General features: G+C 74.2%; 10 protein-coding genes. 8 read left to right on the top strand and 2 right to left on the bottom strand.

From position 1 onward, the window contains the following. Positions 1 to 65: 65 nt before the first annotated feature. The 6 genes from tsaE to trxA are packed head-to-tail and all read left to right on the top strand — an operon-like array spanning position 66 to position 8,959. Complete coding sequence (gene tsaE / locus ACXYMW_RS17125) at positions 66 to 539, top strand: tRNA (adenosine(37)-N6)-threonylcarbamoyltransferase complex ATPase subunit type 1 TsaE (protein WP_459036550.1); 474 nt, start codon at positions 66 to 68, stop codon at positions 537 to 539. Further along, positions 536 to 1,555 (top strand): aminoglycoside phosphotransferase family protein, encoded by a 1,020-nt coding sequence (locus tag ACXYMW_RS17120; protein ID WP_459036549.1) that lies wholly within the window; start codon positions 536 to 538, stop codon positions 1,553 to 1,555. The genes tsaE and ACXYMW_RS17120 overlap by 4 nt, the downstream gene beginning before the upstream one ends. Beyond that, entirely contained in the window at positions 1,528 to 2,217 is a 690-nt protein-coding gene (locus ACXYMW_RS17115) for a nucleotidyltransferase family protein (RefSeq protein WP_459036548.1), read from the top strand. The genes ACXYMW_RS17120 and ACXYMW_RS17115 overlap by 28 nt, the downstream gene beginning before the upstream one ends. Positions 2,218 to 2,226: 9 nt before the next feature. Further along, positions 2,227 to 5,169, top strand: coding sequence for a double-strand break repair protein AddB (gene addB / locus ACXYMW_RS17110; protein ID WP_459036573.1), 2,943 nt, complete (start codon positions 2,227 to 2,229; stop codon positions 5,167 to 5,169). Next, positions 5,169 to 8,582, top strand: a complete 3,414-nt coding sequence (gene addA / locus ACXYMW_RS17105) for a double-strand break repair helicase AddA (protein ID WP_459036547.1) — start codon at positions 5,169 to 5,171, stop codon at positions 8,580 to 8,582. Before addB ends, addA begins: the two co-directional genes overlap by 1 nt. 56 nt (positions 8,583 to 8,638) lie before the next feature. After that, positions 8,639 to 8,959: a thioredoxin gene (trxA, locus tag ACXYMW_RS17100; protein WP_459036546.1), complete on the top strand. Its 321-nt coding sequence runs from the start codon at positions 8,639 to 8,641 to the stop codon at positions 8,957 to 8,959. Positions 8,960 to 8,998: 39 nt separating this feature from the next. Here the strand turns inward: trxA and ACXYMW_RS17095 are convergent, their stop codons facing one another. Further along, positions 8,999 to 9,976, bottom strand: a complete 978-nt coding sequence (locus ACXYMW_RS17095) for a phosphotransferase (protein WP_459036545.1) — start codon at positions 9,974 to 9,976, stop codon at positions 8,999 to 9,001. Positions 9,977 to 10,094: 118 nt separating this feature from the next. On the opposite strand from ACXYMW_RS17095, the gene hslV reads away from it, so the two are divergent. Then, positions 10,095 to 10,661 (top strand): ATP-dependent protease subunit HslV, encoded by a 567-nt coding sequence (gene hslV, locus ACXYMW_RS17090; protein WP_459036544.1) that lies wholly within the window; start codon positions 10,095 to 10,097, stop codon positions 10,659 to 10,661. Here hslV and ACXYMW_RS17085 read toward each other — a convergent pair. Beyond that, a complete protein-coding gene (locus tag ACXYMW_RS17085; protein ID WP_459036543.1) occupies positions 10,643 to 11,824 on the bottom strand; it encodes an ammonium transporter in 1,182 nt (393 codons plus the stop codon). The two genes, hslV and ACXYMW_RS17085, sit on opposite strands and share 19 nt — an antisense overlap. A gap of 212 nt (positions 11,825 to 12,036) precedes the next feature. Here ACXYMW_RS17085 and hslU point away from each other — a divergent pair, with 212 nt between their 5' ends. Then, the gene (gene hslU, locus ACXYMW_RS17080; protein WP_459036542.1) at positions 12,037 to 13,344 is read left to right on the top strand and encodes an ATP-dependent protease ATPase subunit HslU; all 1,308 of its coding nucleotides are present in this window, start codon (positions 12,037 to 12,039) and stop codon (positions 13,342 to 13,344) included. Positions 13,345 to 13,457: the final 113 nt, after the last annotated feature.

Genomic DNA, 13,457 nt, shown 5'->3' with positions numbered 1-13,457 from the left:
CGGCCGGTCTCCCGTCGCGCGCCTGCCGGGTTGCGGTGCCGACTGCAACCGGTAAATGTCGCCCCATGCCCCGCCGCTCCTGCCGCATCGACCTGCCCGATCCCGACGCCACCGCGGCGCTCGGCCGGCGGCTGGCGCCGCGGCTCGGCCCCGGCGACGTGCTGCTGCTGGAGGGCGGGCTGGGCGCCGGCAAGACGCATTTCGCCCGCGCCCTGATCCAGGCGCGGCTGGCCCGCCCCGAGGACGTGCCGTCGCCGACCTTCACCCTGGTGCAGGTCTACGACGCCGCCGGCGGCACCGAGATCTGGCACAGCGACCTCTACCGCCTGTCGGGCCCCGACGAGGCGGTGGAGCTGGGGCTCGACGAGGCCTTCGAGACCGCCATCTGCCTCGTCGAATGGCCCGACCGGCTGGCCGATCTGGCGCCCGAAGCGGCGCTGACCCTGCGCTTCGAGAGCACCCGCGACGGCGCCGCGCGGCAGGTCGCCGCGAGCTGGAGCGACGCGCGCTGGGACGGGCTTCTGGAGCCCGCGTCGTGAGCCCGGGCGACGCCAATGTGCGGGCCTTCCTCGCCGCCGCCGGCTGGGAGGGCGCGGCCTGCGCGCCGCTGGCCGGCGATGCCTCGGCGCGACGCTATTCGCGGCTTGCGGATGGCCGCGGCAGCGCCGTGCTGATGGAGGATCCGGGCGGCGATGTGGGCCGCTTCGCCGCGCTTGCCGGCCACCTTCTGGGTCTCGGGCTCAGCGCACCGCGGATCCTCGCCCGCGACGACCGCGCCGGGCTCCTCCTGCTCGAGGATCTGGGCGACGGGCTCTTCGCCCGGCTGGCAACCGCGGCGCCGGGCCGCGAGGCCGAGCTCTACGCCGCCGCGGCTGAGGCGCAGGCAGTGCTGCACCGCCACGACCCGGCGCCCGGGCTGGTCCGCGCCGCGCCGCAGCACCTGGCCGCGATGACCGACCTCGCCTTCGACTGGTATTGCCCGCGCGCCACCGGCGAGCGGCCCCGGGCGGAGGCGTGCCGGGCGGCGATGCAGGCGCTCGATGAGGCGCTGGAGCGCCACGCCGCGCGCTGCGACGTCACCGTGCTGCGCGACTTCCACGCCGAGAACCTGCTCTGGCTGCCCGACCGCGCCGGCGCCGCCCGGGCCGGGCTGCTCGATTTCCAGGACGCGCTGGCCGGGCACCGGGCCTACGACCTGGTCTCGCTCTTGCAGGATGCGCGCCGCGACGTCGCCCCGGCCACCGCCGAGGCGACGATCCGGCGCTACCTCGACGCCGCGGGCGGCGAGGCCGCGCCCTTCGAAGCCGCCATGGCGGTGCTCGGCGCGCAGCGCAACCTGCGCATCCTCGGCGTTTTTGCCCGGCTCGCCGCGCGCGACGGCAAGACCCGCTACATCGACCTCGTGCCCCGGGTCTGGCGCCATCTCGAGGCCGATCTCGCCCATCCCGCCCTGGCCGGGCTGGCGCCGCGCCTCGCGGCGCTGCTGCCGCCGCCCGGCCCCGCCGTTCTGAACGCCCTGAGGACACCATGCCCGACGCCCTGCCCGACGCCCTGATGGTCTTTGCCGCGGGGTTCGGAACCCGCATGGGGGCGCTGACCGCCGACCGCCCGAAACCGCTGGTCGAGGTCGGCGGCCGGGCGCTGCTCGACCGCACGCTGGATCTGGCGCGCGCCCACCGGCCGCAGCTCAGGGTGGTGGTCAACGCGCATTACCGGGCGCCGCAGATCGTCGCCCATCTCGCCGGGCGCGACGTCCATGTCTCGGTCGAGATGCCGGAAATCCTCGATACCGGGGGCGGGCTGCGCCACGCCCTGCCGCATCTCGGCCGCGGGCCGGTCTTCACCGCCAACAGCGACGCCGTGCTGGCCGGGCCGAACCCGTTCGACATCCTCGCCGCGGCCTGGCGCCCGGACATGGAGGCGCTGCTGCTCACCGTGCCGCTGCCGCAGACCGTGGGGCGCAAGGGCGGTGGCGATTTCACCCTCGACGCCGCGGGACAGCTCAGCCGCGGCGGCGACGCGGTCTATACCGGCCTGCAGATCCTGCGCACCGAAGGGCTGGACGAGATCGCCGAGCCGGTCTTCTCGCTCAACCGGCTCTGGGACGCGGCGGCGCGCCGCGACGGGCTCTACGGGGTCAGCTATCCCGGCCGCTGGTGCGATGTCGGCCATCCCGGGGGCATCGCGCTGGCCGAGTCGCTGCTCGAACGGGCCTGAGCCATGACCATGTTCGCCCCCGGGCCGGGGCCGCGGGTCTTCGGCCTCGCCCCCGGCATCGACTTCGCCGCCGAACTGGTGGCCGGTCTGCGGGCGCGGCTCGCCGGCCAGCCGCCCGAGGCCATGGCGCGGGTCGAGCTCTTCGTGAACACCGCCCGGATGAGCCGCCGCATCGTGCGGCTCTGCGCCGAGGACGGGCCCGGCTTCCTGCCGCGCATCCGGCTGCTCTCGGACCCGGCCCCGGCGGAGCTCGCCGCCGACCTGCCGGCCCCGGTCTCCGGGCTGCGGCGGCGCCTTGAGCTGACCGCACTGGTGTCGCGCCTGCTCGATGCCGAGCCGGACCTGGCGCCGCGCGCCGCGCTCTTCGACCTCGCCGACAGCCTCGCCAGCCTGATGGAGGAGATGCAGATCGAGGACGTGGCGCCGGAGCGGATCGCCGGGCTCGACGTCTCCGACCAGTCCGGCCACTGGCAGCGGGCGCTGCGCTTTCTCGACATCGTGCAGCGCTACTTCGCCGCGGACGGCGCCCCCGACCCGGCCGCGGCGCAGCGCCTCGCGGTGGCGCGCCGGATCGCGCTCTGGCGTGCGGCGCCGCCGCAGCACCCGGTGATCGTCGCCGGCTCCACCGGGTCGCGCGGCACCGCGGCGCGGCTGATGGCGGCGGTGGCGCATCTGCCGCAGGGCGCGCTGGTCCTGCCGGGCTGGGACCGCGACCTGCCGCGCCATGTCTGGGACCGGCTGATCGACGCCGATCCGCGCGCCGATCTCGGCCAGCCCGGCGAGGATCACCCGCAATACCGCTTCGCGCGGCTCCTGGCGGAACTCCCCGCCAGCCCCGCCGACGTGGCGCCCTGGAGTGCCGCCGAGCCGCCGGCGCCGGACCGCAACCGGCTCATCTCGCTGGCGCTGCGGCCGGCGCCGATCACCGATCAATGGCTCGCCGAGGGCCCGGCCCTGCCCGATCTCGAACCCGCCACCGCCGGGGTCACGCTGCTCGAGGCGGCGACCCGGCGCGAGGAGGCGCTGGCCATCGCGCTGCGCCTGCGCCAGGCCGCCGAGGACGGCACCGAGGCGGCGCTGATCACCCCCGACCGCCAGCTCACCCGGCAGGTCACCGCGGCGCTCGACCGCTGGGGCATCGTGCCCGATGACAGCGCCGGGCGGCCGGCGCATCTCTCGGCGCCGGGACGGCTGCTGCGCCATGTCGCCGGGCTCGCGGCGCGGCCGCTCACCGCCGAGGCGCTGCTGACCCTCCTGAAGCATCCGCTGACCCATTCGGGCGCCAAGGGCCGCCACGGGCTCTGGACCCAGCAGCTCGAACTGCACATCCGCCGCGCGGGCATTCCCTATCCGGATGCCGACGCGCTGGAGGGCTTCCGCGCCCGCGCGCCCGAGGCCGGGCCGTGGCTCGACTGGGTGATCGCGCGGTTCTGCGGCGCCGAGGCGGAGGGCGCCCGGCCCTTGGCCGACTGGCTCCGCGACCACATCGCGCTGGCCGAGGCGATCGCGGCGGGCAGCGAGAGCGCCGATCCGCGCGAGCTCTGGGCGCGCGAGGCCGGGCGCGCGGTCCGCGCCGTGGTCGACGAGCTGGCGCGCGAGGCCGGGCACGGCACCGCGCTGTCGGCGCGCGATTACGAGAGCCTGTTCCAGGCGGTGCTGGGCCGCGCCGAGGTGCGCAACCCCGACGCCGTGCACCCGCATATCCGCATCTGGGGCACGCTCGAGGCGCGGGTCATGGGCGCCGATCTGCTGATCCTCGGCAGCCTCAACGACGGCGCCTGGCCGGAACTGCCCGGCGCCGATCCCTGGCTCAACCGGCGGATGCGGGCGGAGGCCGGACTGACCCTGCCGGAGCGCCGCATCGGCCTGTCGGCGCACGATTTCCAGCAGGCGGCGGCGGCGCGCGAGGTCTGGTTCAGCCGGGCGCTGAAATCCGACGATGCCGAGACCGTGCCGTCGCGCTGGCTGAACCGCATCACCAACCTGCTGGCCGGGCTGCCGGGCCGCGGCGGCGACGCCGCGCTGGCGGCGATGCGGGCCCGCGGCGCGCGCTGGCGCGACCATGCACGGGCGCTCGACGCGGCGCCGGCCATGCCGCCCGCGCCGCGCCCGGCCCCGGCGCCGCCGGTCGAGCACCGGCCGCGCAAGCTGCCGGTCACCGCCATCCGCACGCTGGTTCGCGACCCCTACGCGATCTATGCCGCGCGGATCCTGAACCTGCGGCCGCTGCCGCCGCTCCAGCGCGAGCCCGACGCGCTCCTGCGCGGCATCGTGGTGCACGAATTGTTCGAGACCTTCGTGCGCGACAGCCTTTCCGATCCGGGCCTGCTCGACCCCGCGGCGCTGCTCGACCGGGCCGGGGCCGCCTTCGCGCAGATCCCGTTCCCGCTGGTGCGCCAGCTCTGGACCGCGCGGCTGGGCCGCATCGCCCCGGCCTTCGTGGCCGAGGAGCGCGCCCGCCAGTCGCGCGCCCGGCCGGCGCATTTCGAGGCCGAGGGCGAGGTCGAGATGGCCGATCCCGGCTTCACCCTGACGGCGCGCGCCGACCGCATCGACATCGACGACCGCGGCGGCGCCTGGCTCTTCGACTACAAGACCGGCGCGCCCCCGACCGCGGACCAGCAGCGGCATTTCGACAAGCAGCTGCTGCTCACCGCGGCGATGGTGATGCGCGGCGGCTTCGCCGGGCTCGATCCGCGACACGTCGCCGGCGCCGCCTATATCGGGCTCGGCTCGAAGGCCGGCGAGGTGCCGGCGCCGCTCGAGGAGATGCCGCCCGACGCGGTCTGGGCCGAGCTGGCCGAGCTGATCCGGCGCTATCTCGACCCCGACAAGGGCTACACCGCCCGCCGGGCCATGGCCGAGGATCGCCTGCCCAGCGATTACGACCACCTGTCGCGGCTCGGGGAATGGGACGTCACCGACCTGCCGCGGACCGAGAGGATGGGCTGATGCGCGACGACGCCACCCAGCGCCAGGTCGACGCGGCGCTGCCCGATGCCTCGACCTGGCTCGCCGCCAATGCCGGCTCCGGCAAGACCCGGGTGCTGACCGACCGGGTGGCGCGGCTGCTGCTCGACGAGGTGGCGCCCGAGAACGTGCTCTGCCTGACCTATACCAAGGCGGCGGCCTCGGAGATGCAGAACCGGCTGTTCAAGCGGCTCGGCGCCTGGGCGATGCTCGACGACGAGGGCCTGCGCGCCGAGCTCGCGGCGCTGGGCGCCGACCGCGATCTCGACCGGGTCTTCCTGCAGCGCGCCCGCACGCTCTTCGCGCGCGCCATCGAGACGCCGGGCGGGCTGCGCATCCAGACCATCCACTCGTTCTGCGCCGGTCTCTTGCGCCGCTTCCCGCTCGAGGCCGGGGTCAGCCCGGGCTTCCGCGAGGTCGAGGACCGCGCGGCGGAATTGCTGCGCGCCGAGATCCTCGATGCCATGGCGGCCGGGTCCGAGGCCGGGCTGGTGGCCGAGGTGGCGCGCCACTTCACTGGCGCCGACGACGATTTCGACGGGCTCCTGCAGGAGATCCTGCGCGCCAAGGCGGCCTTCCTGCCGCCGCGCGACGCCGCGTCCCTGCGCGCCGCCTACGACCTGCCGGCGGGCTTCGACACCGGCGCGCTGCTGGCCGGGGTCTTCCTGGGCGGCGAGGCGGAGCTGCTGGCGGAGCTGGTGCCGCTGATGCGCGCCAGCGACAAGAGCACCGACCGCAAATGCGCCGAGACCCTGGCCGGCTGGGGCGGGCCGACTCTGGCCGGGCTGGAATGCCTCGAAGGCGTGCTGCTCACCGGGTCGGGCGCCAATGCGCCGTTCAGCGCCAAGACCGGCGTGGTGCCCACCAAGGGGCTCCGAAACGATGCCCGGGTGGCGGCGCTGGCCGGGCGGCTCGACGACCTGATGCGCCGGGTCGAGGCGGCGCGGCCGCTGCGCTGCGCGCTCGCCGCGCTGGAGCGCGACCTGGCCCTGCACCGCTTCGCGCAGGTCTTCCTGCCGGCCTATGCCGAGGCCAAGACGCTGCGCGGCTGGCTCGATTTCGACGACCTGATCGAGAAGGCGCACGCGCTGCTCTCCGATGGCCGGGTCGCCGATTGGGTGCTCTACCGGCTCGATGGCGGCATCGACCACATCCTGGTCGACGAGGCGCAGGACACCGCGCCGCTGCAATGGCAGGTGATCGAGAAGCTGGCGCGCGAATTCACCGCCGGCGCCGGGGCGCGCGACGGGGTGGTGCGCACGATCTTCGTGGTCGGCGACAAGAAGCAGTCGATCTATTCCTTCCAGGGCGCCGATCCCGGCGAGTTCGACCGCATGCGGGCCGAGTTCGCGGCGCGGCTGGAAAGCACCGGGCGGCGGCTGCAGGCGCTGAGCCTGGCGCATTCCTTCCGCTCCGCGGCGCCGGTCCTCGCCGCCGTCGACGCCACCTTCGAGGGCGCCGAGGCCTCGGGCTTCAGCCCCGAGGAGCGCCACATCGCCTTCCACTCCGAAAAGCCCGGCCGGGTCGATCTCTGGCCCGCGGTGACGCCTGCCGAGAAAGAGGAGGAGGGCGCTTGGTTCGACCCGGTCGACCGCCCGGCCAAGACCCATCACGACGTCGTCCTGGCGCGCCGCATCGCCGGCTTCATCGCCGGCGCGCTGGCCGATGGCCAGACCCTGCCGGTGCCCGACGGCCACGGCGGCTGGGCAGCGCGCCCGCTGCGCGCCGGCGACGTGCTGATCCTGGTGCGGCGCCGCGCCGGGCTGTTCCGGGAGATCATCCGCGCCTGCAAGGCCGAGGGCCTGCCGATCGCCGGGGCCGACCGGCTCAAGGTCATGGCCGAACTCGCGGTGCGCGATGTCGGCGCGCTGCTGGCCTTCCTCGCCACCCAGGAGGACGACCTGTCGCTGGCCGCGGCCCTGCGCTCGCCGCTCTTCGGGCTCAGCGAGAGGGCGCTCTACGGCCTCGCCCAGGGGCGCCGGCGCGGCATGCCGCTCTGGGAGGCGCTGCGGGCGCGGCGGGCGGAGTTTCCCCAGGTTCTCGAGATGCTCGACGACCTGCGCGGCCAGACCGACTTCCTGCGCCCCTACGACCTGATCGAGCGCATCCTGACCCGCCACGAGGGCCGGGCGCGGCTGATCGCCCGGCTCGGCGCCGAGGCCGAGGACGGGCTCGACGCGCTGCTCGCCCAGGCCCTGGCCTACGAGGAGAACGCGGTGCCCTCGCTCACCGGGTTCCTGGGCTGGATGCAGACCGACGACCTCGAGATCAAGCGCAGCCCGGAGGCTGCCGGCGACCGCATCCGGGTGATGACGGTGCACGGCGCCAAGGGGTTGGAGGCGCCGTTGGTCATCCTGCCCGATTGCGCGCAATGGCGTAACGACGTGCGCGACCGGGTGCTGGCCTCGGAGCGCGCCGGGCACTGGAAGGCGCCCTCGGGGGCGCGCCCGGCGCTGCAGGACGCCGCCGAGGAGGCGCTCCGGACGCGGCAGGCGCAGGAGCGCGACCGGCTGCTCTACGTCGCCATGACGCGGGCGGAAAGCTGGCTCGTGGTGGCCGCGGCGGGCAATCTCGGCCGCGACGGGCAGGCCTGGCACGACCGGGTGCGCGACGGGCTGGTCCGGGCCGGCGCGCGGGAGCGCGACTTCGACTGGGGTGCGCTGGGCGCCGGGGCCGGGCTGACCCTGGGCGACGACTGGTCGGGCCTGCCGGTGCAGGCGGCGCCCGCCGCCGCGGCGCCGGCGCCCGAGCTTCCGGCGACGACGCGGCTGAGCCCGCCCCCGGCGGCGCCGCGGCCGCCCCTGCGCAGCCCAAGCGATCTCGGCGGCGCCAAGGCGCTGCCCGGAGAGGCCGGCGAGGAGAGCGCCGCGGCGCAGGCCCGCGGCACCGCGCTGCACGCGCTTCTCGAGACCCTGCCGGGCCTTCCGGAGGACGACCGGCCGGGCTTCGGCGCCCGGCTGCTCGACGGGCTGGGGGTGGCGCCGGAGCGCCGGGCGGAGCTCATGGCGGAGGCCGCCGCGGTTCTCGCCGTGCCGGATTTCGCGCTGCTCTTCGCGCCCGAGGCGCTGGCCGAGGTGCCGCTTGCCGGCACGTTGCCGGGGCTCGGCCCGGTCTCCGGCGTGATCGACCGGCTGGTGCTCGGGCCGGAGACCGTTCTGGCGGTGGATTTCAAGTCGAACCGCACGCTGCCCGCGGTGGCGGACCAGGTGCCCAAGGGGCTGCTGCGCCAGATGGGCGCCTATGCGGCGCTGCTTGCGGCGATCTATCCCGGCCGCCGCGTCGCCACGGCGCTGCTCTGGACCGCCGGGCCGCGGCTCATGGAGCTGCCGCACGAGACCGTGATGGCGGCGCTCGACCGGGCGCGGCGCCTTGACGGGGCAGGGGGCGCTCCATAGGTTCGCCCCCCGGGGACGCGAGGCGTCCCGCCACATTCCCTGACAGGAGACCAGCGATGGCGACCGTTGCCGTGACCGACGCGACCTTCGATCAAGAGGTCAAGAATTCCGACGTGCCCGTTGTGGTCGATTTCTGGGCCGAATGGTGCGGCCCGTGCAAGCAGATCGGTCCCGCGCTCGAGGAGCTGTCGGAGGAATATGACGGCCGTATCAAGGTCGCCAAGGTCGATGTCGACCAGAACCCCAACACCGCCGCAGCGATGGGCGTGCGGGGCATCCCGGCGCTGTTCATCTTCAAGGACGGCCAGGTGGTGTCGAACCGCGCCGGCGCCGCGCCGAAGGCGGCGCTGAAGGGCTGGATCGACGACTCGATCTGATCCCGAAGGGGGCGCTCCGGCGCCCTCCGCGGGGCGGGCCTAGGATACCCCGAAGGTCCGTTCCGACAAGGCCAGGAGGCCGGCCAGGCGCCGGCCCTGGGCCAGCGTGCGGGCGTCGTCCTCCGCCGGCAGCCCCCACCAATCCGCGAGGATGCGCAGCCGCAGCAGCAGGCCCAGCGACGGGTCGTCGGCGCCGATTGTCCGGTATCCGTTCAGGAAGGCCGTGAGGGCCCGGTCGGGCAACGCCGCGCCGGGCGACACCGCCCCGGGATCGGCGATGCGGGCGGCGTAATCGATCAGCAGGCGCGCGATGTCGTGGCCCACCGGACGCACCGCGCCGGGGGCGAGGTCGATGCCCCAGACGTGCTCTCCGACCAGGACGTTGCGCATGTGCAGGTCGCCGTGCTGGTGCGCGGTGACGGTCTCGCGCCCGCCATAGCGCGGCGCCAGCGCGAGCAGCCGCTCGGCGCAGGCGGCGAAGCGCGCGGGCTCGGCCACTGCCCGGGTTCCGGCCGCCAACTCATCGAGCACGGCGTGGAGCTGGCGCAGGTTGGCCGGCGGTCGGAAGACGCGCCGGATACCGGGCCGGGCGGCGTGGAACGCCCCCAGCCAGGCGCCGACGCGCCGCAGCAGGGCGCGCTGCTCCGCCGGGTCCGCCGCCGCCAGCAGGTGCAGCAGCGGCCGCGCCTCGGCATATTCGTAGAGCGCCGCCTGCCGCGCCGGATCGGCGGCCAGCAGCGCCGGCAGGCCGGGACCCGCCGCCGACGCGAACCCCGCCCGGGCCGCGCGGTGCGCGGCGAGCGCCGCGGCGAAGGCCTCGGGGCGCCAGGGCCGCATCTCGTGCTTCAGCACCACGTCGCGGCCATGGCCCCGAAGCCGCAGCAGCACCCGGCTCACCCGCGCGTCGCTGCGCCCGGCCAGCCGCATCGCCTGCCAGCCCGACGCCGGCAGCCCGGCCGCGCGGGCGAGGTCGGGCCACAGGGCGCGCGCCGCCGCTTCCGCCTGCTCCAGTGCCATCCTGCCTCCCCCGCGGCGCGCCGGCTGGCATCCCGGCGCCGGCCGGCCTATGGGTGCGCGGGTTGCGGGGCCCCTGTCCAGCCCCCACATCACGGCGCGAGGCAGAAGGAGGCGAGACATGGCAGAGACGCAATTCCCCGGCTGGCACGGCACCACCATCATCGGCGTGCGCAAGGGCGGGCGCGTGGTGATCGCGGGCGACGGCCAGGTCAGTCTCGGCCAGACCGTGATCAAGGGCACGGCGCGCAAGGTCCGCCGGCTCAACCCCGGCGGCCGCGACGTGGTGGCGGGCTTCGCCGGATCCACCGCCGACGCCTTCACCCTGCTCGAGCGGCTCGAGGCCAAGCTCGAGGCGACGCCGGGCCAGCTGCAGCGCGCCGCGGTCGAGCTCGCGAAGGACTGGCGCACCGACAAGTACCTGCAGAAGCTCGAGGCGATGCTGATCGTCAGCGACGGCGCCCAGCTCTACGTCATCACCGGCGCCGGCGACGTGCTGGAGCCGGAACACGACGTCGCCGCCATCGGGTCGGGCGGCAACTACGCGCTGGCCGCCGCCCGGGCGATGATGGACAGCGACCGCGACGCGGAGGAGATCGCCCGCCGCGCCATGGCGATCGCTGCCGAGATCTGCGTCTACACCAACGGCAATCTCACCGTTGAGACGCTTCAGGAGACGACGTCGTAGGCGCGTTCGCCATGCACCGCGAGGTCGAGCCCGGTGGTTTCGGTCTCGGCGTCGACCCGCAAGGGCGTCACCATCCGCACCAGCACGATCAGCACCACCGTGACCACGGTGGTCCAGAGGCCGACGATCACCAGCCCGCCGAGCTGCGCCGCCCAGGACCCGGCGCCCAGCACCGCGATCATGATCGTGCCGAAGATGCCGCCGACGCCGTGCACCGCGAAGACGTCGAGCGTGTCGTCGATCTTCAGCTTGTTGCGCATCAGCGCCACCGCCTCCTGGCAGAGGATGCCGGCGACGGCGCCGATGACCAGCGCCGCCACCGGGCCGACAAAGCCCGAGGCCGGGGTGATCGAGGCGAGGCCGGCGATGGTGCCGGTGACCATGCCGACGAGGCTGGCCTTGCCGAACTTGATCTTCTCCCACAGCGCCCAGCTCAGCGAGGCCGCCGCCGCCGACAGGTGGGTGACGGCGAGCGCCATCGCCGCGCCGCCATCGGCGGCGAGCTGGCTGCCGCCGTTGAAGCCGAACCAGCCGACCCAGAGCATCGCCGCACCGATCATCACGTAGCCGGGGGCGTGCGGCGGCTTGGTGGCGTCGCGCCGGGCGCCCAGCATCACCGCGAGGATCAGCGCCGCGAGGCCCGCGGTCTCGTGCACCACGATGCCGCCGGCGAAGTCGCGCACCCCGGTCTCGCCGAAGATGCCGCCATCGGCGAGAAAGCCGCCGCCCCAGATCCAGTGCACCACCGGGGCGTAGCAGAGCAGCATCCAGAGTCCCGAGAACAGCAGCACGAAGCCGAAGCCGATGCGCTCCACATAGGCGCCGACGATCAGCGCCGGGGTGATGATGGCAAAGGTCATCTGGAAGGCGAAGAACAGCACCTCGGGCAGGGTGCCCGACAGCGTCTCGGCGTCGACGCCGGCCAGCGCCACGCGGCCGAGCCCGCCCCACAGCCCGCTCTCGCCCGGGCCGAAGGCGATCGAGTAGCCCAGCAGGAACCACAGGACCGACATCAGGCAGGCGATGGCGTAGCATTGCATGAACACGCTGAGCACGTTGCGCGCGCGCACCAGCCCGCCATAGAACAGCGCCAGCCCCGGCAGCGTCATGAAAAGAACCAGCGCCGTCGCGACGATGATCCAAGCGGTATCCGCTCCGTTCATTCGGAACCCTCCTCTTTCCGTTGCCGGTCGGTAGGCGGGCGGCCGAGAGCTGAAAAGCCGGGCGGGCTGCGCGTTTTCCGGGCATCCGCGGAATGCCGCAAGATTGGGCGCTTTCGCGGACGGTTGCCTGCCAAACCGGCAGCGTGCGAAAGGGCCTTGCGTTCCCGCCCATCGTCCATAGCTCAGGCTGAACCCCCGATACGAGGATACAGATGACCGACCTCACCCCCCGCGAAATCGTCTCGGAGCTCGACCGCTTCATCATCGGCCAGAAGGACGCCAAGCGGGCCGTCGCCGTGGCGCTCAGGAACCGCTGGCGCCGCAAGCAGCTGGCCGACGAGATCCGCGACGAGGTTTACCCGAAGAACATCCTGATGATCGGCCCCACCGGCGTCGGCAAGACCGAGATCAGCCGCCGGCTGGCCAAGCTCGCCCGCGCGCCCTTCGTCAAGGTCGAGGCCACCAAGTTCACCGAGGTCGGCTATGTCGGCCGCGACGTCGAGCAGATCGTGCGCGACCTGATGGACTCCGCCATCGTGCAGACCCGCGAGGCGATGCGCGAGGACGTCAAGGCCAGCGCCCACCGCAACGCCGAGGAGCGGGTGATCTCGGCCATCGCCGGCAGCGAGGCGCGCGAGGGCACGCGCGAGATGTTCCGCAAGAAGCTGAAGGCCGGTGAGCTCGACGACACGATGATCGAGCTCGACGTGGCCGAGGGCTCGAGCCCGTTCCCGATGATGGAGATCCCCGGCCAGCCCGGCATGAACATGGGCGGGATGAATCTCGGCGACATCTTCGGCAAGGCGTTCGGCGGGCGCACCGTGCGCAAGAAGATGAGCGTGGCGGAAAGCTACGAGGTGCTGATCGGCGAGGAGGCCGACAAGCTGCTCGACGACGAGACGGTGAAGGCCGCCGCGCTGGAGGCGGTGGAGCAGAACGGCATGGTCTTCCTCGACGAGATCGACAAGGTCTGCGCCAAGTCCGAGACCCGCGGCGGCGACGTCTCCCGCGAGGGCGTGCAGCGCGACCTGCTGCCGCTGATCGAGGGCACCACGGTGTCGACCAAGCACGGCCCGGTGAAGACCGACCATATCCTGTTCATCGCCTCGGGCGCCTTCCACATCGCCAAGCCCTCGGATCTGTTGCCCGAACTGCAGGGCCGGCTGCCGATCCGGGTCAACCTGCGCGACCTGACCGAGGGCGATTTCGTCCGCATCCTGACCGAGACCGACAACGCCCTGACCCGGCAATACACCGCGCTGATGGCCACCGAGGAGGTCCGCGTGGACTTCACCGAGGACGGCATCGCGGCGCTGGCGCGGATCGCTGCCGAGGTCAACCAGGCGGTCGAGAACATCGGCGCGCGCCGGCTCTACACGGTGATGGAGCGGGTCTTCGAGCAGCTCTCCTTCGAGGCGCCCGACAAGGCCGGGGAGACCGTCACCGTCGACGGCGCCTTTGTCGAGAAGCATCTCGGCGATCTCAGCCGGTCGGCCGATCTCAGCCGCTACGTGCTCTGATCCGGACCCGTCCCGGGGGGGGGGGGGGGGGGGGGGGGGGGGGGGGGGGGGGGGGGGGGGGGGGGGGGGGGGGGGGGGGGGGGGGGGGGGGGGGGGGGGGGGGGTGGGGGGGG

Source organism: Roseivivax sp. CAU 1761 (assembly GCF_054482755.1).
This window is presented reverse-complemented; position numbering and strand designations above follow the sequence as displayed.

Bases quoted from the DNA above. Each gene is read 5' to 3' on its own strand.
- hslU (WP_459036542.1), top strand. From the start codon at position 12,037: ATGACCGACCTCACCCCCCGCGAAATCGTCTCGGAGCTCGACCGCTTC.
- addB (WP_459036573.1), top strand. From the start codon at position 2,227: ATGTTCGCCCCCGGGCCGGGGCCGCGGGTCTTCGGCCTCGCCCCCGGC.
- ACXYMW_RS17115 (WP_459036548.1), top strand. From the start codon at position 1,528: ATGCCCGACGCCCTGCCCGACGCCCTGATGGTCTTTGCCGCGGGGTTC.
- tsaE (WP_459036550.1), top strand. From the start codon at position 66: ATGCCCCGCCGCTCCTGCCGCATCGACCTGCCCGATCCCGACGCCACC.
- ACXYMW_RS17085 (WP_459036543.1), bottom strand. From the start codon at position 11,824: ATGAACGGAGCGGATACCGCTTGGATCATCGTCGCGACGGCGCTGGTT.
- trxA (WP_459036546.1), top strand. From the start codon at position 8,639: ATGGCGACCGTTGCCGTGACCGACGCGACCTTCGATCAAGAGGTCAAG.
- addA (WP_459036547.1), top strand. From the start codon at position 5,169: ATGCGCGACGACGCCACCCAGCGCCAGGTCGACGCGGCGCTGCCCGAT.
- hslV (WP_459036544.1), top strand. From the start codon at position 10,095: ATGGCAGAGACGCAATTCCCCGGCTGGCACGGCACCACCATCATCGGC.
- ACXYMW_RS17095 (WP_459036545.1), bottom strand. From the start codon at position 9,976: ATGGCACTGGAGCAGGCGGAAGCGGCGGCGCGCGCCCTGTGGCCCGAC.